Origin of the sequence: Escherichia sp. HH26CH, from assembly GCF_009820205.1 — a bacterium.
Classification (GTDB): domain Bacteria; phylum Pseudomonadota; class Gammaproteobacteria; order Enterobacterales; family Enterobacteriaceae; genus Escherichia; species Escherichia coli_F.
This window is the reverse complement of the sequence record NZ_VNXM01000040.1, coordinates 1-21,481: the sequence shown is the minus strand read 5'-3', so window position 1 is coordinate 21,481 and position 21,481 is coordinate 1. Positions and strand designations below refer to the sequence as shown.

The 21,481-nt window shown below is 44.1% G+C and carries 23 protein-coding genes and 2 pseudogenes; 12 read left to right on the top strand and 13 right to left on the bottom strand.

Translation table 11 applies throughout. From position 1 onward, the window contains the following. Positions 1 to 78: 78 nt before the first annotated feature. Genes purB through rluE form a run of 5 tightly spaced genes read right to left on the bottom strand, consistent with a single transcriptional unit; the run spans position 79 to position 4,414 of the window. Positions 79 to 1,449 carry an adenylosuccinate lyase gene (gene purB / locus FQ015_RS14110; protein WP_000423751.1) on the bottom strand — a complete coding sequence of 457 codons (1,371 nt, stop codon included), beginning with the start codon at positions 1,447 to 1,449 and terminating at the stop codon, positions 79 to 81. 3 nt (positions 1,450 to 1,452) lie between these two features. Continuing rightward, positions 1,453 to 2,094 carry a high frequency lysogenization protein HflD gene (gene hflD, locus FQ015_RS14105; protein WP_001297479.1) on the bottom strand — a complete coding sequence of 214 codons (642 nt, stop codon included), beginning with the start codon at positions 2,092 to 2,094 and terminating at the stop codon, positions 1,453 to 1,455. A gap of 35 nt (positions 2,095 to 2,129) precedes the next feature. Next, on the bottom strand, positions 2,130 to 3,236 hold the full coding sequence (gene mnmA, locus FQ015_RS14100) for a tRNA 2-thiouridine(34) synthase MnmA (RefSeq protein WP_001353282.1): 1,107 nt from the start codon (positions 3,234 to 3,236) through the stop codon (positions 2,130 to 2,132). A gap of 53 nt (positions 3,237 to 3,289) precedes the next feature. After that, positions 3,290 to 3,751: a phosphatase NudJ gene (nudJ, locus tag FQ015_RS14095; protein WP_000476093.1), complete on the bottom strand. Its 462-nt coding sequence runs from the start codon at positions 3,749 to 3,751 to the stop codon at positions 3,290 to 3,292. Between the two features lie 9 nt (positions 3,752 to 3,760). Beyond that, positions 3,761 to 4,414 carry a 23S rRNA pseudouridine(2457) synthase RluE gene (rluE, locus tag FQ015_RS14090; RefSeq protein WP_001248686.1) on the bottom strand — a complete coding sequence of 218 codons (654 nt, stop codon included), beginning with the start codon at positions 4,412 to 4,414 and terminating at the stop codon, positions 3,761 to 3,763. A 171-nt stretch (positions 4,415 to 4,585) separates the two neighbouring features. On the opposite strand from rluE, the gene icd reads away from it, so the two are divergent. The 4 genes and pseudogenes from icd (at position 4,586) to trkG (ending at position 9,997) form a co-directional block, all read left to right on the top strand. After that, positions 4,586 to 5,836 carry an NADP-dependent isocitrate dehydrogenase gene (gene icd, locus FQ015_RS14085; protein ID WP_160524194.1) on the top strand — a complete coding sequence of 417 codons (1,251 nt, stop codon included), beginning with the start codon at positions 4,586 to 4,588 and terminating at the stop codon, positions 5,834 to 5,836. Positions 5,837 to 6,221: 385 nt separating this feature from the next. Continuing rightward, positions 6,222 to 7,589, top strand: a complete 1,368-nt coding sequence (locus FQ015_RS14080) for a hypothetical protein (protein WP_039021973.1) — start codon at positions 6,222 to 6,224, stop codon at positions 7,587 to 7,589. 312 nt (positions 7,590 to 7,901) lie between these two features. Further along, a pseudogene (locus tag FQ015_RS24250) lies at positions 7,902 to 8,291 on the top strand (transposase); the annotation flags it as partial. Between the two features lie 248 nt (positions 8,292 to 8,539). Further along, entirely contained in the window at positions 8,540 to 9,997 is a 1,458-nt protein-coding gene (trkG, locus tag FQ015_RS14075; protein ID WP_160524232.1) for a Trk system potassium transporter TrkG, read from the top strand. 733 nt (positions 9,998 to 10,730) lie between these two features. On the opposite strand, the gene iraM is transcribed toward trkG, so the two are convergent. The 5 genes from iraM to FQ015_RS14050 all read right to left on the bottom strand — a co-directional run bounded on the left by iraM (position 10,731) and on the right by FQ015_RS14050 (position 15,164). Next, positions 10,731 to 11,054: an anti-adapter protein IraM gene (gene iraM, locus FQ015_RS14070; protein ID WP_039021972.1), complete on the bottom strand. Its 324-nt coding sequence runs from the start codon at positions 11,052 to 11,054 to the stop codon at positions 10,731 to 10,733. Between the two features lie 247 nt (positions 11,055 to 11,301). After that, the gene (locus tag FQ015_RS14065) at positions 11,302 to 11,562 is read right to left on the bottom strand and encodes a biofilm development regulator YmgB/AriR family protein (RefSeq protein ID WP_001354918.1); all 261 of its coding nucleotides are present in this window, start codon (positions 11,560 to 11,562) and stop codon (positions 11,302 to 11,304) included. An 830-nt stretch (positions 11,563 to 12,392) separates the two neighbouring features. After that, a complete protein-coding gene (locus tag FQ015_RS14060; RefSeq protein ID WP_032183956.1) occupies positions 12,393 to 12,797 on the bottom strand; it encodes a DUF1398 domain-containing protein in 405 nt (134 codons plus the stop codon). A 219-nt stretch (positions 12,798 to 13,016) separates the two neighbouring features. Beyond that, positions 13,017 to 13,748, bottom strand: coding sequence for a DNA-binding transcriptional repressor BluR (gene bluR, locus FQ015_RS14055; protein WP_039021971.1), 732 nt, complete (start codon positions 13,746 to 13,748; stop codon positions 13,017 to 13,019). A 204-nt stretch (positions 13,749 to 13,952) separates the two neighbouring features. After that, positions 13,953 to 15,164: a diguanylate phosphodiesterase gene (locus FQ015_RS14050; RefSeq protein WP_032183958.1), complete on the bottom strand. Its 1,212-nt coding sequence runs from the start codon at positions 15,162 to 15,164 to the stop codon at positions 13,953 to 13,955. A 313-nt stretch (positions 15,165 to 15,477) separates the two neighbouring features. Here FQ015_RS14050 and ycgZ point away from each other — a divergent pair, with 313 nt between their 5' ends. The 6 genes from ycgZ to ymgF all read left to right on the top strand — a co-directional run bounded on the left by ycgZ (position 15,478) and on the right by ymgF (position 18,900). Further along, the gene (gene ycgZ, locus FQ015_RS14045; RefSeq protein WP_001186982.1) at positions 15,478 to 15,714 is read left to right on the top strand and encodes a regulatory protein YcgZ; all 237 of its coding nucleotides are present in this window, start codon (positions 15,478 to 15,480) and stop codon (positions 15,712 to 15,714) included. Between the two features lie 42 nt (positions 15,715 to 15,756). Further along, positions 15,757 to 16,029: a two-component-system connector protein YmgA gene (locus FQ015_RS14040; RefSeq protein WP_105278034.1), complete on the top strand. Its 273-nt coding sequence runs from the start codon at positions 15,757 to 15,759 to the stop codon at positions 16,027 to 16,029. Positions 16,030 to 16,057: 28 nt separating this feature from the next. Next, a complete protein-coding gene (gene ariR, locus FQ015_RS14035) occupies positions 16,058 to 16,324 on the top strand; it encodes a biofilm/acid-resistance regulator AriR (RefSeq protein ID WP_000888777.1) in 267 nt (88 codons plus the stop codon). Between the two features lie 120 nt (positions 16,325 to 16,444). After that, positions 16,445 to 16,693 carry a hypothetical protein gene (locus tag FQ015_RS14030; RefSeq protein ID WP_160524193.1) on the top strand — a complete coding sequence of 83 codons (249 nt, stop codon included), beginning with the start codon at positions 16,445 to 16,447 and terminating at the stop codon, positions 16,691 to 16,693. Between the two features lie 333 nt (positions 16,694 to 17,026). After that, entirely contained in the window at positions 17,027 to 18,550 is a 1,524-nt protein-coding gene (locus FQ015_RS14025) for an EAL domain-containing protein (protein ID WP_105278033.1), read from the top strand. 131 nt (positions 18,551 to 18,681) lie between these two features. Continuing rightward, positions 18,682 to 18,900 carry a cell division-associated protein YmgF gene (gene ymgF / locus FQ015_RS14020; RefSeq protein WP_001065863.1) on the top strand — a complete coding sequence of 73 codons (219 nt, stop codon included), beginning with the start codon at positions 18,682 to 18,684 and terminating at the stop codon, positions 18,898 to 18,900. A 175-nt stretch (positions 18,901 to 19,075) separates the two neighbouring features. Here the strand turns inward: ymgF and FQ015_RS14015 are convergent, their stop codons facing one another. Genes FQ015_RS14015 through FQ015_RS14005 form a run of 3 tightly spaced genes read right to left on the bottom strand, consistent with a single transcriptional unit; the run spans position 19,076 to position 19,913 of the window. Beyond that, on the bottom strand, positions 19,076 to 19,411 hold the full coding sequence (locus tag FQ015_RS14015) for a YmgD family protein (RefSeq protein ID WP_000979977.1): 336 nt from the start codon (positions 19,409 to 19,411) through the stop codon (positions 19,076 to 19,078). Positions 19,412 to 19,414: 3 nt separating this feature from the next. Next, positions 19,415 to 19,759: a YMGG-like glycine zipper-containing protein gene (locus tag FQ015_RS14010; RefSeq protein ID WP_000726978.1), complete on the bottom strand. Its 345-nt coding sequence runs from the start codon at positions 19,757 to 19,759 to the stop codon at positions 19,415 to 19,417. 1 nt (position 19,760) lies between these two features. Further along, positions 19,761 to 19,913, bottom strand: a complete 153-nt coding sequence (locus tag FQ015_RS14005) for a hypothetical protein (RefSeq protein ID WP_032183962.1) — start codon at positions 19,911 to 19,913, stop codon at positions 19,761 to 19,763. Positions 19,914 to 20,178: 265 nt separating this feature from the next. On the opposite strand from FQ015_RS14005, the pseudogene FQ015_RS14000 reads away from it, so the two are divergent. Beyond that, positions 20,179 to 20,295, top strand: a pseudogene (locus tag FQ015_RS14000) (ATPase); the annotation flags it as partial. 67 nt (positions 20,296 to 20,362) lie between these two features. After that, positions 20,363 to 21,481: AIDA repeat-containing protein (locus FQ015_RS13995; protein ID WP_202385115.1), on the top strand; the 1,119-nt coding region annotated here is incomplete at its 3' end.

Genomic DNA, 21,481 nt, shown 5'->3' with positions numbered 1-21,481 from the left:
GGTAAAGAGAAAAAATAAAAAGCGGATAATCTTAATAAGCAGGCCGGACAGCATCGCCATCCGGCACTGATTTGAGGCTTATTTCAGCTCATCAACCATGGTGATGGCGCGACCAATGTAGTTTGCCGGCGTCATCGCTTTCAGGCGGGCTTTCTCTTCTTCTGGCAGCGCCAGACCATCGATAAATTGCTTCATGCCTTCGGCGTCAACGCGCTTACCGCGAGTCAGCTCTTTCAACTTCTCGTACGGTTTTTCGATGCCATAGCGACGCATAACTGTCTGGATTGGCTCAGCCAGCACTTCCCAGTTGTGATCCAGTTCCTCCAGAAGATGGTCACGGTTCACTTCCAGTTTGCTCACGCCTTTCAGGGTGGATTGATACGCAATTAAGGCATAACCGATACCCACGCCGAGGTTACGCAGCACGGTGGAGTCGGTCAGGTCACGCTGCCAGCGGGAAACCGGCAGTTTGCTTGCTAGGTGCTGTAACACCGCGTTGGAAAGCCCCAGGTTACCTTCGGAGTTTTCGAAGTCGATCGGGTTTACCTTATGCGGCATGGTAGAAGAACCAATCTCACCAGCAATGGTTTTCTGCTTGAAGTGGTTAAGGGCGATATAACCCCAGACGTCACGGTCGAAGTCGATCAGAATGGTGTTGAAACGCGCAACGCAATCAAACAATTCGGCAATGTAGTCGTGCGGTTCAATCTGGGTAGTGTACGGGTTCCACTGAATACCCAGCGAGGTGACGAACTCTTCGCTGAACTGATGCCAGTCAACTTCCGGGTAAGCGGCGATGTGGGCATTATAGTTGCCGACAGCGCCGTTGATTTTGCCGAGGATCTCCACCTGATTAAGCTGGCGGTACTGACGTTCCATGCGGTAGGCAACGTTTGCCATCTCTTTACCGATGGTTGACGGCGTGGCTGGCTGACCGTGGGTACGGGACAGCAGCGGGATATCGCGATACTGAACGGCGAGATCTTTAATGCCATCAATCAGTTGACGCCAGTATGGCAGGATCACTTCATCACGCGCGGTTTTCAGCATCAACGCGTGGGAGAGGTTATTGATATCTTCCGAAGTACAGGCAAAGTGGATGAATTCAGAAACTGCGTGCAGTTCCGGGATATCGGCCACTTTTTCTTTCAGGAAATACTCAACCGCTTTAACGTCGTGGTTAGTGGTACGCTCGATGGTTTTGATGCGTGCTGCATCTTCTTCGCTGAAACTGGCGACAATTGTATCAAGGTAACCGATTGCGTCGGCAGCAAAAGCAGGAACTTCCTTGATCGCTGCGTGCGCGGCCAGTTTTTGCAGCCAACGTACTTCAACTTGTACACGGAATTTCAGCAAACCATATTCGCTGAAAATCCCGCGCAGCGCGCTGACTTTATCGCCGTAGCGTCCATCGACAGGGGAAACGGCGGTCAGTGAGGATAATTCCATAGATCACAACTCCGGGGTTAAATGAGCAAGAATTTGTTTTGCCTGAGTGGTCAGGCGATTACGAGAAAACATCAGTTGCAGACGTCCGCCGCCGACCTGGTGCCAGAGCACGGCGGCGCGAATGCCTGCCAGCAGGGTGGCGCGGACTTTCGCCTGCACCTGTGGGCTTTGCAGTACAGCAGGAGATCCGGTGACCTGAATGCGCGGGCCTAGCGGGCTAATCACATCAACATAAATAGCGGCCATCGCGCTCATCAGCGTTTCGGACTGTAGATCGAAGTGTTCGAGCTGACGTTGCAGGCCGTTGATGCGGTTGCCCAGAGTGTCGAGCGCACCTTTCGCTGAGGAAAGTTTGCGCTCAAGCACCATCAGGCTAAGGGTGTAGCGGGTTAACTCAGCATTTAAGCCCTGGCGACTGCTGGCGTTGAGCACGCCGAGCAATGTTTCCAGCCCGACGCGCAGGTTAGCTTCGCTGCCGCCAAAAACCGCCAGCGTGGAGCTGGGGTTCATATCGATAATACTGTTGAGTGAGACGTGTAGCGCATCGGCATCACAATGCCCCTGGTGAGCGAGTTGTTGCACCAGGCGTGCCGACTGACAAATTCCGGCCAGGGCGAGGGTGATGTCATAGTAATTCTTTGCCACGTTCACTGCTTCCTTGTTGTAATTAAAGACAATAATCAGACCGGCAGCGGCAGACGCTGCTCAATAATACCGCCACCGAGGCACACTTCACCGTTATAGAAGACGGCAGACTGGCCCGGCGTCACGGCGGCAACCGGCTCATCAAAAATCACTTCAATGCGATCGTCGTCCAGCGCCTTGACGGTGCAAGGGATGTCGGTCTGGCGATAGCGGGTTTTTACCGTGCAACGCATAGTGCCGGTGAAGGGTTCGCGATCGACCCAGTGCAGCTGCTGGGCAATCAGACCGACAGACATCAGACGCGGGTGTTCATGGCCCTGCGCAACAATCAGAATGTTGTTTTCGACGTCTTTATCGACCACATACCACGGTTCTTCAGTGCCTTCTTTGGTGCCACCGATACCCAGACCTTTACGCTGACCGAGGGTGTGATACATCAGCCCCTGGTGCTCGCCAATTTCATCGCCGTCAACGGTAATGATTTTGCCCGGTTGCGCCGGGAGATAACGGCCCAGGAACTCGCGGAATTTACGCTCGCCAATAAAGCAGATCCCGGTAGAGTCTTTTTTCTTCGCGGTAACCAGACCGAGATCTTCAGCAATCTTGCGCACCTGCGGCTTTTCCAGTTCGCCGACCGGGAACAGGCTTTGCGCAATCTGCTCATGGCTGAGCGTATAAAGGAAGTAGCTCTGGTCTTTATTGCTATCCAGACCACGCAGCAGGCGGCTTTTGCCATCGACATCGGCACGACGAACGTAATGACCGGTAGCGATATAATCGGCACCTAAATCTTCGGCGGCAAATTCGAGGAACGCTTTAAATTTGATCTCTTTGTTGCACAGAATATCCGGGTTTGGCGTGCGACCGGCTTTATATTCGGCAAGGAACAGTTCGAAGACGTTGTCCCAGTACTCGGCAGCAAAGTTAACGGTGTGCAGTTCAATGCCGAGCTTATCGCAGACAGCCTGGGCATCAGCCAGATCCGCTGCCGCCGTGCAATATTCCTCACCGTCGTCTTCTTCCCAGTTCTTCATAAACAGGCCTTCGACCTGATATCCCTGTTGTTGCAACAGCCAGGCAGAAACGGAGGAATCGACACCGCCGGACATGCCGACGATTACTTTTTTTGCGGTTTCAGACATTGGATCACTCACGACATTGAACTTCAAGGCGGCGTATTCTATCACGCAGCCTTTTAGATGACACCCTTTGTAAAAGGCCAGTTAAAATCGCCAATCATCTCCAGCGGATAGCGTTGCCCACTTTGATAACAACGAATACTTTCCGCCACCAGCGGCGAGCGCAGATTTGACGCCTGTAAAATCTCTTCGGCGCTGACCCAACGGCAGCAGTCGATATCGCTGTCATGGGGCTGGGTCGGGCATATTTGCTCAAGCTCAATGGCAAACAGGAAGCGCAAAAACGGCGTTTTATCCGGCGCAATCCACTGATGCATGCGGATAAAATGTTGCGGTTGCGCGCTGATGCCCGTCTCTTCCCACAGCTCACGGGCGGCGGCTTCCACTAAGGTTTCATCGGCTTCCAGATGCCCGGCGGGCTGGTTCCATAACGCTTTACCATTAATCGTCTCTTCAACGACTAAAAATTTGCCTTCTGCGTGCACCACGCAGGCAACGGTAACGTGCGGTTTAAACATTTTGCGTCCTTAATCTGTCGCTTCTCGCCATTCGCCATTGGCAAGATTATCCAAAGAGTAATCACCCATCGCATAGCGAATCAGTCGCAGCGTGGGAAAACCAACATGGGCGGTCATGCGGCGCACCTGGCGATTACGTCCTTCATATAAGGTGATCTTAAGCCAGCTGGTGGGAATACTTTTTCGTTCACGAATTGGCGGATTACGGGGCCATAACCATTCCGGCTCCTCAACCATCTCCGCACCTGCGGGCAGGGTAGGGCCATCATTTAAGGTTACGCCATTGCGCAACGCTTCAAGGGCGTCTTCCGTGGGAATACCTTCTACCTGTACATAATAGATTTTCCCGGTACGTTTACCCGGCTGGGTTAAACGCGCCTGCAAAGCGCCGTTATTGGTCAGCACCAGTAACCCTTCGCTGTCGCGGTCGAGACGACCTGCCGCATACACTCCCTGAACCGGGATGAATTCTTTTAATGTTTTGCGTCCGGCTTCATCGGTGAACTGCGGAAGAACATCGTAGGGTTTATTGAACAGGATCACACGCGTGGGCTGGTTTTCAGGTTTTCGCCTGGTAGAACGTTGCGAGCTGAATCGCTTAACCTGGTGATTTCTAAAAGAAGTTTTTTGCATGGTATTTTCAGAGATTATGAATTGCCGCATTATAGCCTAATAACGCGCATCTTTCATGACGGCAAACAATAGGGTAGTATTGACAAGCCAATTACAAATCATTAACAAAAAATTGCTCTAAAGCATCCGTATCGCAGGACGCAAACGCATATGCAACGTGGTGGCAGACGAGCAAACCAGTAGCGCTCGAAGGAGAGGTGAATGGAAAGTAAAGTAGTTGTTCCGGCACAAGGCAAGAAGATCACCCTGCAAAACGGCAAACTCAACGTTCCTGAAAATCCGATTATCCCTTACATTGAAGGTGATGGAATCGGTGTAGATGTAACCCCAGCCATGCTGAAAGTGGTCGATGCTGCAGTCGAGAAAGCCTATAAAGGCGAGCGTAAAATCTCCTGGATGGAAATTTACACCGGTGAAAAATCCACACAGGTTTATGGTCAGGATGTCTGGCTGCCTGCTGAAACCCTTGATCTGATTCGTGAATATCGCGTTGCCATTAAAGGCCCGCTGACCACTCCGGTTGGTGGCGGTATTCGTTCTCTCAACGTTGCCCTGCGCCAGGAACTGGATCTCTACATCTGCCTGCGTCCGGTACGTTACTATCAGGGCACCCCAAGCCCGGTTAAACACCCTGAACTGACCGATATGGTTATCTTCCGTGAAAACTCGGAAGACATTTATGCGGGTATCGAATGGAAAGCAGACTCTGCCGACGCTGAGAAAGTGATTAAATTCCTGCGTGAAGAGATGGGTGTGAAGAAAATTCGCTTCCCGGAACATTGCGGTATCGGTATCAAGCCGTGTTCGGAAGAAGGCACCAAACGTCTGGTTCGTGCCGCGATCGAATACGCAATTGCTAACAACCGTGACTCTGTGACCCTGGTGCACAAAGGCAACATCATGAAGTTCACCGAAGGCGCGTTTAAAGACTGGGGTTACCAGCTGGCGCGTGAAGAGTTTGGCGGTGAACTGATCGACGGCGGCCCGTGGCTGAAAGTCAAAAACCCGAACACCGGCAAAGAGATCGTCATTAAAGACGTGATTGCTGACGCATTCCTGCAACAGATCCTGCTGCGTCCGGCTGAATACGACGTTATCGCCTGTATGAACCTCAACGGTGACTACATTTCTGATGCTCTGGCAGCGCAGGTTGGCGGTATCGGTATCGCCCCAGGCGCAAACATCGGTGACGAATGCGCGCTGTTTGAAGCCACCCACGGTACTGCGCCGAAGTATGCTGGTCAGGACAAAGTTAACCCAGGCTCTATCATCCTCTCCGCTGAGATGATGCTGCGCCATATGGGCTGGACTGAAGCCGCAGATCTGATTGTTAAAGGTATGGAAGGCGCGATTAACGCGAAGACCGTAACCTATGACTTCGAGCGTCTGATGGAAGGCGCTAAACTGCTGAAATGTTCAGAGTTTGGTGACGCGATCATCAAGAATATGTAATCACTACATGTGTTAAATATTGAAACGGGCGTATAACACGCCCGTTGTTTTTTGTTAGCATGCTAACGGTTATCAAAATTTTATCAAAACTCCCCTGCTAGTTTGGGGTAGTGTGGTCTGTCCAATGACTGCTCTACTGCCTAAGTCCCTATTCTCTTTTCTTTTAAACTGCGGTAAAGACCGGAATGCAACGGATCTGTATTAATAAAATAATAATGATCTCCCGTCTGGCGTTTAATGGCACGACGGTTATGCTCCCTGTTTGCTGACAGGCCCCGGCGCTGTGCGAGTTAAATAAACAGGTCTGCAGCTTTCCAGGGGGAGCCGTGGGCAAACACGGCACGATCCGGAATATCAACCCCCCTGAGAAAAAGGATTGTATTATATGGTAACACCATGCCGCATTAACGCGGCTGTGACACTGTCCCAGCTCCTGCAGAGCCAGGAAAGTTGCAGGACTCATCTGCGGGAGATGATAAATTTAATTCACAGAAATACGGACTGTAGCACGATGAGTTCTGACCAGATTAACGAACTGGCGGATGTCATGGCGACCGCACTGCAGCCAAATCAGATGGCTAAACTGCCGGATAATCCAGACATGCCTAGGGCGCGTGGTCTGCAAATTCCTGAGTCGTTCAGTTTTAGTTTTTCCGACCACACCATTACCTTCACCAACACGCATATGGATTTTAATGGGGACAATTGCGTGAATATTATGGTCAGCAAGGATGGGAGGAGTGCCTGTGGCTATGCTGATTGTTATCTGTTTAACGCCTTTGTCACAACACTGGTCTCACGCATTCGCCAGCCCGGAATAGATGATTTCAGCCCTTCTATCACAGAAGAAAAACAACGGGAAGGAGTGAATTACATGCTAACGCCATGCTACTCCAACCTCGCCATGGGCGCGACATTGCCCCGGCCCCTGCTGCTGCTCCAGAGCAGCGAGAAAATTCTGAATCAGATGAAAAATTTAATCATCGAGAATACGGACGAGGCTAACGAACTGGTAGTTGCCATGACGAATGCACTGTTTACGTACCGGGCGGAGGTGGGGGCTGACCCGCAACTCACTAAGCTTTTCACTGAGCCGTTCAAGTTTAGTTTCTGTTTTTCCGGCCACACCATCACCTTCACGAAAACTATTAGTAATAGCAAATTAGTGAATATTGATGTCAGTGATGGCAGTGTGAAGGTCTGTGGAAGTGTGGATAGTACCCGATTTCACGCCATTGCCGCGACACTGTTGTCACATAACCAGCCAGAATCACTTGATTTCAGGTCCTCCCTCTCCGCACTGTCGGAAGAAAACCTGAGTGCGAAACATGAGACAGTCCCGCAACGTCGCGTCAGGGTAAGGTCGAAAGTTGCCATAAAGCTCCCCATTCCCTACGAGGTTATCCGGAAATGGTCGATGATGACCTCGGATGAGCGGCGCAACGTCGATTTCAATAAGTGGTGTGAGAGCCACAACATCCGGCCGTGCACAGCACGTCATTACCTGAATTTGAGCAAGGACGGATTAACCTGGGTGGGCCGAGCGAAGCTGAACAAACCAGAGAAATGGAACAGAGTTACCAAAAATCTCGTCCGGGAATGGTCGAAGATGCCCCAGGTTCAGCGGGAAAAGATCAAGGGTGTTAAGGGGTTTTGTACTGACCACAGCATTAATATATTCACTGCCAGAAAATACATGACAGAGAATGGGCTTACCGAAAGGGGCAAGAGCAGGATAAAGAAAGGTTCGTAAGGATCCGGTAAATTCGCGTTACATAATCATCAGCCCCTTAAATCGAAATCATAGTGGAGGGGCTTTTTTGAATAAATCGTACTTTTACTGAGTTTAAGGATCAGACCACACATCATCTGCCAACACGGCTCGTCCCGTTACAAAGCAAAAGTTTGAATCACCAACTGGCACATCAATAACAGAGCTCTTATCAACCGAGGCCCCTCCCTGTCTGGTTGCACGAGGAGGTGATTTCGGATTGGTATAAGTCAGCAATGCCTTCTTCCCAAGGGCGACCTCAGCATTCAGCGTAACGGATGTAGAGGTGTAGCCGGATTAATCCGGCAAACCCATCAAAAAATCAGGACAGCAGCAGACGGAGTTTACGCCTCTCGGCTCTGTTACGAGCAGCTGCGCCGTGTGAAAATCAGCGCGCTCATCCCACCCCAAAAAGGAGCGGGTTACTGGCCCGGTGAGTATGCCGACCGTAACTGTGCAGTCGCGTATCAGCGATTGACCGAGGGTAATTCCCGGTGAAAATGGACAAAAGATTACAATCGTCGCTCAATAGCGGAAACGGCAATGTACAGGGTAAAACAGTTATTCTGAGGTTCTCTGATGCTGCTAGATTATGATAGGCCGGTTGCAGAGGCTTTGGTCATGGTGCATACGCTGAACATAATGATGAAGGTAGGTATGCCAGAAAGTGTTCATACTGCCTGAAGATACAACCTGCTCAGGGGATATTACCGAAAATTATTTATTCGACAAAGCCCCATAGGGAGCGACTTGTAATGATGCAGGCCCAGCGGGAAGGCTCAACAATACATAACCGAACAGTGTTATAATAAGATTCATTTTGCTGATTGTTTCATAAGGACCAGTGAAGTAAGATCTAAGAAGAGTTAAAATTTATACAGTATAATCATGATATTGCAGTAAGGTGGTTATAATTGAAAGAACATTTGGATATGAATACATCTCATGTAAGAGTTGTAACTCATATGTGTGGGTTCTTGGTCTGGCTCTATAGTCTTTCAATGTTACCACCAATGGTTGTAGCATTGTTTTATAAAGAAAAAAGCTTGTTCGTTTTTTTTATTACTTTTGTTATATTTTTTTGTATTGGTGGCGGAGCGTGGTATACCACTAAAAAATCTGGCATTCAATTACGCACCCGTGATGGGTTTATTATAATTGTAATGTTTTGGATTTTATTTTCTATTATTAGCGCATTTCCATTATGGATTGATTCAGAGCTTAATTTAACGTTTGCTGACGCGCTGTTTGAAGGGGTTTCCGGAATAACAACAACAGGAGCAACAGTAATTGATGATGTCAGTTCATTATCTCGGGCATTTTTGTTCTACCGGTCACAATTAAATTTTATAGGCGGTTTAGGGGTAATTGTTCTGGCAGTTGCTGTGTTGCCATTATTGGGTATTGGTGGTGCAAAACTTTATCAGTCAGAAATGCCAGGGCCATTTAAGGATGACAAACTAACTCCACGCTTGGCTGATACGTCGCGGACACTTTGGATAACTTATTCTTTATTAGGCATTGCTTGTATTGTTTGTTATCGACTTGCAGGAATGCCTTTGTTTGATGCTATTTGTCATGGACTTTCTACAGTTTCTCTTGGCGGTTTTTCAACTCATAGTGAGAGTATCGGCTATTTCAATAATTATTTGATTGAACTGGTGGCGGGCTCTTTTTCTCTGTTATCGGCTTTCAACTTTACTCTTTGGTATGTTGTTATAAGCAGGAAAACAATAAAACCCTTACTCAGAGATGTTGAACTTCGTTTCTTTTTGTTAATAGCTTCAGGTGTTATTATTGTTACCTCTTTCCAGGTCTGGCATATAGGTATGTATGACTTAACTGGAAGTGTTGTTCATTCGTTTTTTCTTGCTAGCTCCATGCTCACTGATAATGGTTTAGCTACGCAGGATTATTCAAACTGGCCCACACATACGATAGTTTTTTTGCTGCTGTCAAGTTTTTTTGGGGGATGTATAGGCTCAACGTGCGGCGGAATTAAATCACTTAGATTTCTTATACTTTTTAAACAAAGTAAACACGAAATAAATCAGCTTTCTCATCCCAGAGCATTGCTTAGTGTAAATGTAGGAGGGAAGATTGTTACAGACCGCGTAATGAGGTCTGTATGGAGTTTCTTTTTTCTTTATACTTTCTTTACAGTGTTTTTTATACTGGTGCTAAATGGTATGGGATATGATTTCCTTACATCATTTGCGACAGTCGCTGCATGCATTAATAATATGGGGCTGGGTTTTGGGGCTACCGCATCCTCATTCGGTGTTCTTAATGATATTGCAAAATATCTCATGTGTATTGCTATGATTCTTGGTCGACTTGAAATTTACCCTGTTATTATACTATTTTCAGGATTTTTTTGGCGTTCTTGATATATAGTTAATTTATTATTGTGAATTTTATAGTATGTTGACCCCCTCATTTGGACTGGACCCATAGGATTATTACCATCTCCGATGTGAAGTTGATAAAAAAATGCCTCTTTCTTACGCGAAATATCATCATTTCATCTGACGTGAATGCTGATAGTATCAGGATTGAGAAGCAAGCAGGCTACTCACTTAGCCTCGACGCCTCCTATTTACCATAAGAGACATCGAAATAACATTACAGTACAGTTTTTGCCCATCGCCTTCTGCGAAGTTTAGGAATGCAAGATGTTGCAGTGAGTCTTGTTCCACAGCGGGAACAGACAGCACCATGAGGTTGATTTAACTCAGGTTTATAGGTTGTAAAATTAAAACTTTGGCTTGAGCAAATCGGGCAGCAAAATTTAAGATTGGGGATAGCCCCTCCTGCCGGTTACGTTGAAACCTAAGGTTAGTTCAGAAGGTAGAAAAAAGATAGGTAACTACGTTAAATTAATAGCATTAAACACTAAAAAAATAAACTCTGACGTCACATACATATCATTGTTTGACCACTCGGTAGAGGAACCAGAAACAAGGATTATGGGTTAAGTGCAGCTTCAGGTGTTGAATCTGGATTCAACGAATACATTCAGCACCATGCCTTCAAATAAAACAAAATCATAGAGCCCCTCTACGAAGGGGCAGTTTTTGGTAGATTTATCTATAGCATATAGGGAAGGTTAAATAACCCCCATTACTTGAGACCATGTGGACATATTTGCATAATGCAATGCTTATGCAGGCATTTATTCGTAATTTTGTTTGATTCTGTAGGACACTCTTGACTATTTTTGATTAAATTCCATAAATTTTTGTTGAATAGCGCCACGTTAAAAATACTGATCGGATATTCTTTATCCTCGAGTATAATACCTGACTTAATAACTGTAAATATGCTGCCAGGTGGGAGAAATATATTTGAACGATACCAAATGATCATTTTCATATCGCTCCATATGACTGAAAAATATATACCACACGAAGGTTGTATTACAGTATCAATTACTATACACTTCATTTCTTCGCCTTATTCTTCTGTTCCAATGATGTTGATAAAGAATATCAATATAATTTGTACTATAGTCAGCTCAGATGAGGTTGAATGCAAAGGTGGTTTGTTCTTTATTTATATTTAAAGTTATTTTCTATCACGGACGTTAGAGAAATATGCCAATGCATAATCTCTTTCCCCGCACTAATAATTAAATATGAATATAATCGCTAGTATCCGGGCACTCTTCGTGTATTAAAACTCCTGAGATGACTTAAATATCATCTAATGTAAAAAGAAGCACTACTTCCAAAGCATTCCTGATAATATCTTTTTCAACAATGTCATCAGCAGATGATAAAAATGAGAGCAATTTCAGTATAATGCTCTTGTTATCCACGTGTTCGTTGCAAAGATATAAATCTCTAACTGCCTTATCAATTGCAAGTTTTTCTTCTGAAAGCCGACTATCATATTTATTCAAATATGCGTATAGGTTCATTTCAAAGTTCATTCCTTGACTTTGCATAGACATAATTGACTCCCAAGGATTTTATTAAGAATTTTATCCAAATGAAATTTAAAACAAGGGATCTCAACAGAGGCTAAACAAAATGAAATTTAGTAACATGATTAAATAATTCATTCCGTTTTAGTTCTGTTTAGTCAGGACGATATATATTTAATTCAAAGAAGATTTGTAAACAAAGCATAGCTTTTATGCTGGTTTGTGCCACTTTGCCAACCCCATGGTTGGCTTTTTTATATAAAGATCATAAGGATGACTATCTTCCTGACATGATGAAAAGGTTTCAATTATTGGGCTTTATAGTATCGGTTTGACCGTTATGAGCAGCGTTAACTCGTTCCTGATAATATTAAGGTAACGTGATGATAACTCAGCAAAAACGCATAAAAAGCGCTTACTTTGCATCCTTCATAATAGCCAGTGTCAAATAGGTCTAATAAGGTAGGATGATTAAGAAACAGTTCCAGCAGCGGTATGATATCCAGATGCGCGCAAGCGTTTTTATCTGGCTGTGTGCAGCCATGTTTGGTGGAGTTAGCCGGAGATAACTCTAAGGCAGGAGGTATGCAATACATGCTATCAAGAATATGTTAACGCTATACCTATTAAGTATTGAACGGGCATATAACACGCCCGTTGTATTTGTGGGTTTGATAACTGTAATACAAGTAACGTATCAGAACGGCAAGGGGGGCATGTCAAATGTCAGATTTATAGTATTGGTCGGCTGAACAATTATGGATAACAATAAAAAGGGAGTTCTGATAAGTCATAGAAAGTCCTCTTTTTTGTTATTTTACTGAATTATGATAGATCTCTTATGTGTTAAAACTTTGCTAGATTAATGGCTTGTTATTTTCCACATCTTCAACATACAACAGCGTATTATCAATAGCGTAGTAGCCGCGTTTATTGTTATTAACATCGGTTACCCAGCGGAAAACGCCAGCACTTGCCAGTGTTGTACAATACTCCCAAAATGTAGAGTTCCCAGAAATATGAAGCAATGCCGCCTCTTTAATTTTTCCTGGGTTTTTGGTTGTACTGACTTTTAACAGGCTACGGTTTCCTCTTAATAACAAAACTGTTTCATCGTGAGTAATAATTCTGATGTTATCCGTAGCCAGATAATAAATGTAATGCACAATACGGTGATGTTTTAACTCTGAATAAAACCAGGAAAAGTTTTGCTCTTTTCTCACTTTTTCAAACATCTTTTGAAAAACAACGACCTGATCCATCAGGATAATAACCTCTTGTTAGTTGTGAGACTGCATAGTGTGCACGATCGGTTTTACCACTTCAATCTGGTCTGTCCTTTGGCTGTGATATATACAAAGTGTGAAAGGGGGATTGGCTGAATTGTGCGGTGAGCATTTTGCAATGGAACAGCTCCGGTGCAAACGCTGTTGTGGGTTCAGATTATAACATTCTGTCTAAGGGGCGGGATAAAGGTGAAATTAGGGGGCATGAAAGATGACTTTATAACCTTGCTCAACCCAGTGTTGTAAAAGTTCGTTTTGCCTTCTAGTTGGTGCCATGCCTGTCCAGACAATCAACGTTTGCGTTGGGAACAGTTCCGGGCGCGGCGATTCAATGGGATCAGCAAGGACAGAAATATGCCATCCTGACAATGATAAACGCCATGCTTCCAGCCACAATCGTGCTCTCTCTTCAACATTCCACGCCATCAGAATGGCTTCTTTACCGGGCTTACGGCGCATTTCGAAAAGCGAGGCTGCTGCGTACTCAATTAATGCGCCGTCAAACATACTGCTCATAATGCGGGAGGTGTTGTGATCAAGCACGAGACGCTGGCGAACAGGAAGGTAAACATGATTAATCAATTGATCTACTGGGTACTCTCGACCCAGTGAAATAATTCTCGCGCGTAGTTTGGCAGGATTAGCCATACGAAGAATTGACATCATCTCTTCTTGCAGTCGGCTCCAGTCATCTTCCGTATCCTGGCTGGTGGTTTCCAGTAATGCTTTAACTTTGCCTACAGGGACGCCATTACTTATCCAACGCTTGATCTCTTCGATGCGTTGTATGTCTTCTTCATCAAAGAGTCGGTGTCCGCCTTCACTGCGCTGTGGTTTTAACAAACCGTAGCGGCGTTGCCAGGCCCGGAGAGTGACAGGATTAATCCCGCAACGTTCAGCAACATCACCAATGCTGTAATAAGCCACAATTCCTCCTTGCGGTCACAAATCTCCGTCGCCTGTACACGACCCAATAATACTTTGTACAATATACGCTAAAATTGTACAAAGTATAAATAAGATTTCAGCCAAATGGGATGAAACATTATTTTTAATGTGGATTAAATTAAAACATAACGTATTCATTTTCACGATGATTTCCAGAAATCATGTGAAATAATGTGCTGAAAATTATTTTTTCTCCGGCCACGCAACTGAAGGGATACCATTCAATTTAGCTTTGGCAAACAGATCTCCCTGAAACATCTCAATTCCTGCAGATTCAAGCCACATCCACTCTTCTGGTGTTGCCACACCCATAGCAGAGACTTGAATTTCAAGTGATGTACAGCATTTTATGATCGCCTGAATAATTGCCTGCCGAGGCCCGCTTTTATGAACATTGGTAATCAATTCCTGACTGATTTTAATTCTGTCAGGCTGGAAGCGTGACAGGAGTAACAAACCGGCAAAACCTGTGCCAAAATGGTCAATTGCTACACTCATACCGGTAGCCTTAAGTGATTTAACAGCATCGGCAAATTCATCAAACCGAGATATGACCTCACTTTCAGTAAATTCCACGATAATTTGTTCAGGCACCAAACCATTGGCCTTTATTTCATCAAGTAAAAAAGAGACTGCGTCAGGCTCGTTAACCAGGGTCATAGGTAATAGATTGATTGAAATCATTTTATCACCGAGCTCAAGTGCGTGTGCCATCGCGAATGCAAGTGCCTTACTTTTGAGATCCGCTGTGTAGATTTCCCCGTCTTTGCTTTGCCCAACCACTCTGGCTGATGGGCTGTCTTCCCTATTTTTAACAATTGCTTCAAAAGCGATTATCCGCCGCGATAAAGGATCGACAATAGGATGAAAGGCAAAGTGGTCGTTTATATTTGGTGAAAGGGTACAGGAATCAAGTTCTTTATCAGGTCCGTCAGCGATAAAACGCCAGGAGTCTTCGGCAGGAATCTCGAAATAGGTTGATTTTTCAGTTGAAAGAACAAAAGTACGAAAAAATTGCAGCGCTCTGTCATCATAAGTTAGCTGAAATTTTGAGGTGCCTTTGTCGAGTACGGCCTGTAAAACGTCATTGCGCTCGTGGAGGCGCAAATCAAATAATTCCATTCCTGCTTTGCCAAAACGGCGAGCAGGTGCGTAATCGCACAGCAGTTCAACGATATTATAGTGCCGTGGATCCTGGCATATGGCCCGATAAATCATTTGAACCTGTTCTTCCGGACCTTCAAGAAGTTGAAAAAAATGTGAACCATTAAACAGTAAAATCCCTGTTACGTCAGACCGCATGTTTCTGCGATTTGCTATCGAAACCATTTCTTCGATTTTTTTGACAGGTTCGTCGTCACGTATATGGCTACGATAAATAAGGGTAGTAAGCATTAATAGTCCAGGGTAATGGGCGAGGCGAGAGTATGACGGTAACAGACATATCTTCTGGTGTCTTGCTTTTAATACTAAAACATAACTATTTATTTACACTGATAAAAAATGGAAAAATTTGAAGATGAGTTCGTTTGGAATCTTGTATAGGTTGTCAGTCAAATGATGCAAATAATTTTTACGTATCTCATTGTTTTATAGGTATTAGCACTAATTGCAAAAAAATAATTTATCATTCTGTACACATATTTCGTACAAGTTTGCTATTGTTACTGCACTTAACAACGTTTAACATTTTTAATAGAGGCGTAGCATGCAGCAAAATTCAGTGATTTCAGATTCTGCGGGGGCAATTACTCGTTACTTTGCAAAAGCTAACTTGCCTACTCAGCAGGAAACCCTCGGGGAAATTGTGACTGAAATTTTGAAAGATGGACGTAATCTGAGTCGAAAGTCGCTTTGTACCAAACTTCTTTGTCGACTGGAGCAAGCGACAGGGGAAGAGGAACAGAAACACTACAATTCACTAATTGGGTTGCTTTTTGAATAATGTGACAGCCTGATTATTTGACAGATTAACTATGAAGTCGTTATGAAGACATCTGATAATGAAAGTATAAAACATGAAATTACTGGCCAGGCGGTGCTCCAGATATTACGCATGAAGATAAATTTTTCGTTGCAGACTCTTATTAAGCAATTACTCGTAATGAAATCTGTTGAACAAAATGCCTTCCGACGAGATTTAATTGATAGCATAATTCGTGATTTTAGCAATAGTGATACAGGAGGGCCTAACAGAAGAGCAGCAATAGCTGACAATAAAAGTATATTCAATGGTAAGAAAATAAACAGAATACATTAAAATTTCATAAGTAAGATGAGAGGTTACCATGCTTGAAGATACTACTATTCATAACGCAATAACTGATAAGGCGTTATCAAGTTACTTTCGCAGTTCGGGGAATTTGTTAGAAGAAGAGTCTGCTGTATTAGGGCAGGCGGTGACCAATTTAATGCTTTCAGGGGATAATGTTAATAATAAAAATATTATCTTAAGTCTGATACACTCTCTGGAAACAACGAATGATATTCTCAAAGCTGATGTGATTAGAAAAACACTGGAAATCGTGTTGCGATACACAGCTGATGATATGTGACTTTTTATTGTTTAGTATAACTAGCATAAGTTTATAGAAAACTCATTCATCTTATTTTTGTCTGTCGCTTAGACTATACACAGCATAATTCTATTGGATTGATATTTTTACGAGGCTGACATGAATAATTCAATTCCCGAGAGATTTATTTTTCAATGTGCTTTATTTAAAAATCTCGAGAGGGAGATGTTCATGGCGCATGGGTATGTTAATAGTCATATTATTGATCAGGCTTTACGCTTGCGTTTAAAAGATGAAACGAGTGTGATTCTTTCTGATCTCTACCTGCAAATTTTGCAGTACATTGAATTGCATAAGGCAACACTAACGGATGTCATTATTAATGACAGGGAATCCGTGCTCTCTTAGAACTGAGTAAGGTTTTAAAATTACCATCAGCTGTATCATATGCTGGTGCAAAGTAATAATTTAAGCCGTTATGTTTCTTAATATATCCGGAATATCAGGGTTTAAACAAGAATGGAGAACTATTGTTCTCCATTCTTGACGTCTGACATCCTGCCAGATTTGCTTAATTTTACCCACATTAAGCATAGTAATTAATAGGTTAGATGACGATGGAGAAAATTTTATCTTCGGCGTGGATATTTCTTATGCTCTCTACCATGCTCTCTTTAGACGCCAGCACGAGCGAATGAACATCATTTTCATGTATTAAAATCCTTAGTCCGGGACAAGCGAATGCGCAATACACTCATACCCATCCTCGTTGCGATATGCTTGTTTATAACCGGTGTCGCTATTTTGAATATCCAGCTCTGGTATTCCGCAAAAGCAGCATATATGGCGGGAGCGAGATATGCTGTCAACAATATCAATCACATACTTGAAGAAGCGTCACAGGCGACTCAAGCGGCGGTTAACATTGCCGGGAAGGAATGTGACCTCGAGGAGCAATATCAGCTTGGCACTGAAGCAGCTCTGAAACCTCACTTGCGCACAATCATCATTCTCAAACGCGGAATGGTCTGGTGTACATCCTTGCCGGGGAATCGAGTCCTGCTGTCTCGTATTCCTGCTTTCCCTGACAGTAATTTATTGTTGGCTCCGGCAATCGACACCGTCAATAGATTGCCTATCCTGCTCTATCAGAGCCAATTTGCAGACACGCGTATTTTGGTCACGATAAGTGATCAGCATATTCGTGGAGCGCTTAATGTGCCCTTGAAAGGGGTAAGGTATGCATTACACGTAGCGGATGACATTATTGGACCTACCGGTGACGTGATGACGCTTAATGGACACTATCCTTATACTGAGAAGGTTCACTCCACAAGATATCATTTCACTATTATCTTTAACCCACCACCATTCTTTAGCTTCTACAGACTTATCGATAATGGCGTAGGGGTTTTGATATTCATTCTGTTAATTGCCTGCGCCGCAGCCTACCTGCTTGATAAGTATTTTAATAAAAGCGCAACGCCTGAAGAGGTCCTGCGACGGGCAATAAGTAATGGTGAGATTGTCCCTTTTTACCAACCTGTGGTAAATGGTCGGGAAGGGACATTGCGGGGAGTTGAGGTATTAGCCCGCTGGAAACAACCTCACGGCAAATATATCTCACCCGCGGCATTTATTCCACTTGCTGAAAAATCTGGATTAATTGTTCCGCTTACACAAAGTCTGATGAATCAGGTTGTCACACAGATGAACGCTATCGCGAGTAAATTGCCGGAAGGTTTTCATATCGGAATTAATTTTAGTGCCTCGCATATTATTTCGCCGACGTTTGTCGACGAGTGCTTAATTTTCCGTGACAGTTTTACCCGCCGCGATTTAAACCTCGTTCTGGAAGTGACCGAGCGTGAATCATTAAATGTTGATGAAAGTCTGGTTCAGCGGTTGAACATTCTGCATGAAAATGGTTTTGTCATCGCACTGGATGATTTTGGTACTGGCTATTCAGGGCTTTCTTATCTGCATGATCTGCATATTGATTATATTAAAATTGATCACAGTTTTGTTGGTCGTGTCAATGCAGACCCGGAATCAACCAGGATTCTGGATTGTGTACTGGATCTGGCGCGTAAACTTTCGATCAGTATCGTCGCTGAAGGTGTCGAAACAAAAGAACAGCTTGATTATCTGAATCAAAACAACATCACATTTCAGCAGGGTTATTATTTCTATAAACCGGTAACCTACATCGACCTGGTTAAAATTATCCTTTCTAAACCGAAGGTGAAGGTTATGATTGAGTAAAAATTGATCATTAAGACCATGGTGCGGTGTAATTATAGACAGCTAATTAGCTCGTTGCGTCTTGTTACTATTGTTCATTATTTTGTTTGCTATAATTGTTTGAAAGTTTTGACAGGATTGCCATTAGTAGCATGAACAATAGTAATAATCTGGATTATTTCACTCTCTATATCATCTTTTCCATTGCATTTATGCTGATCACCTTGCTGGTCATCCTTATCGCAAAACCCAGTACTGGGCTTGGAGAAGTGCTTGTGACGATAAATTTGCTGAATGCTCTTGTTTGGCTGGCGATCAATCTGGTTAATCGAGTAAGGGAAAAACTCGTTAGCCACAGGGATCAGCACTAATCTTTCTTTATGCTATAGCCGCTATATAGTAATAAGTATTGTTGTATTTGTGGTTTAATGCCGATTAAATTGCTTTGCTTGTTGTTGTGAGGGCGTATTGGCGGGTTTGATGTTTCATTGTAGAACTATATACAACCACCGCGTCGAATCAATCGACGCGGTAACAGACGAAATATTATTTTTTGCCGATAGCACGCATGGTGTCATCAATTGCCGTGATCAACAGCATTTGCGGGTCTTTAGCGCAAACCTGGTTCAGTTTTTCTACCACTTTGGCGCTCAGTTCCGGAGATTGCTCAATTTTTAAATCACGGCTGGCAACGCTGGCATTACCCATTACCGCAACAATTTCTGCAACCTGTGCGCTGTCAGTTTTTGCCATTTCGTTGGCTTCTGCGCAAGTAATATAGGTTTCTGACGGCAAACCGTTCTTAATATTGTAGTCCTGCGCCCAGGTCATTGGTGCGAAAACAAACAGACCCGCCAGTAAAGCAAATTTTTTCATCATCATTCCTTATTTCATTTTACCCAGAATTGCACCACCCGTACCGCCAATTACGGCACCTTTAATCGCCCCTTCAAGGCCATTGCCGGTCAGAACGCCAGTGACAGCACCAACGGCGGCACCCACTTTTGCACCTTTGCGCGCATTTTTGCCGTCGCGGCCTTTTTCTGTTACTGCACCAACGCCAGCGCCAACAGCTGCACCTTTCAGTACGCCATTAACGCCATTGCCAGTAAGTAAACCAACGCCTGCACCAAGTAGTGCACCTTTTGTGGTGCGATTCATATCCGCCATCGCTGGCGCGGAGCAGAGCAATGCTGAGATAAGCCCGAAGGCGAGTATTTTTTTCTTCAACTTAGATGTCCGGTATTAAGTAAGTTGCACACACAATAATTTCGTCTTCAATTAAGACCTGCTTAACTAAAGAACGCTCGCTATTATTCAGATAATTCAAAATGAGCGTGGCTGTGATGATAGGAATTATGTCTTTTACTTGAATGAGAATAATCTTAAATAAAAAATAACTCTTTGATTGACAATATTTTTATTCAAGAAGTGTCATTGGCTGTTAACGTGATGTTGTAAAGGTAAGATAATCTGATGCATCAATATTATTGTGTAATATTCATGTGAGTAGAAGATATTCATCAGAAACAATTATGTGAGTCATTTTACTTTGCCGACGGCCTTATTTTCGCAGAATAAGCGTACGACAGTCTTATCTGAAAAGATTGATTTTTATTCAACCACACTTCAGCGCGATGCGTCTAAAAATGCCTCTTTCTTATGCGGAATATCATCATTTCATCATGATGTCTTTGATGAGCGGTGAACACAATACACTTGCGCTGTCTCTTAAGGATGAATCCCCTGGTCTGGTGCCTGTGGGCCGATGTTGCAGCAGAGCTAAGGTCGCTTACCCGCTACTCAGTATTCACTTTTCAGAGGATGAAATTTATGAACAGGACCAGTCGCTATTATTTTCGCCGTTCAGTACTTTCCTTATTGATATCTGCCTTGATATATGCCCAGCCTGGAGAGGCTGCTTTCACATCAATCGTTACTGGTATCGTAAATGGTGAAACTGTGGATGGCGAGCAAATAGTAGATGAACGGGGGACAACTAATGATACTCATATCATTAATCACGGCCACCAGACTGTATTTGGTGGGGTGTCTAATGGAAGTATTATTGAAATGGGTGGACAACAAGATGTAGCAAACCATAACAATTATCAGGGGCAAGCTAATAATACAATCCTTCATGGGGGTACACAGGTAATTTATAATGGTGGGAATTCTAGCGGTACGATAATCGCGAGTGGCAATCAGCAAGTTTATAACGGTGGTACCAGCAATGGCGCGTTAATCGAGGGTGGCAATCAGTACATTTATAAGGATGGTACCAGCAATGGCACGATAATTAAGAATGGTAATTCATACGTCGAAGGAGGGAGAGCAAACGGGACTGTCATTGATGGTGGTAAACAAACAGTAACAGCTCAGGGGCATGTTGACGGTACGACGATAAATACATCTGGTTCTCAGAACATCACACAAGGAAGTCTGGCAACGAACACAACAATAGATGGGGGCCGACAGTATGTAGATTCGAGTATTGTAGAAAACACTATCATTAAAAATGGAGGTGACCAAAGAACAATTAAGAGCCATGCGCTGGACACCACAATAGATGGTGGTCTACAGGTTGTCGATTCAAGTACCGCAGAAATAACCACCATTAAGAGTGGAGGAACGCAACAATTAAATAACAGCCAGGCTATGTTCACCACGATTGAAGGCGGAACTCAGTCTCTGAATAGTAAGTCAACGGCAAAAAATACTCAGATCTATTCTGGTGGTACGCAAATTGTTGATAACACCAGCACCTCGGATGTTATTGAAATTTATTCCGGTGGCGTGCTTGATGTTAGAGGTGGTATGGCAACAAATGTTACTCAGCACGATGGCGCGGCTTTAAAAGCAATGACTGACTGGTCGACGGTGAGCGGTACGAATAGTGAAGGGGCATTCTCTATTCACAATAACGTGGCAGACAATGTGTTGCTGGAAAAC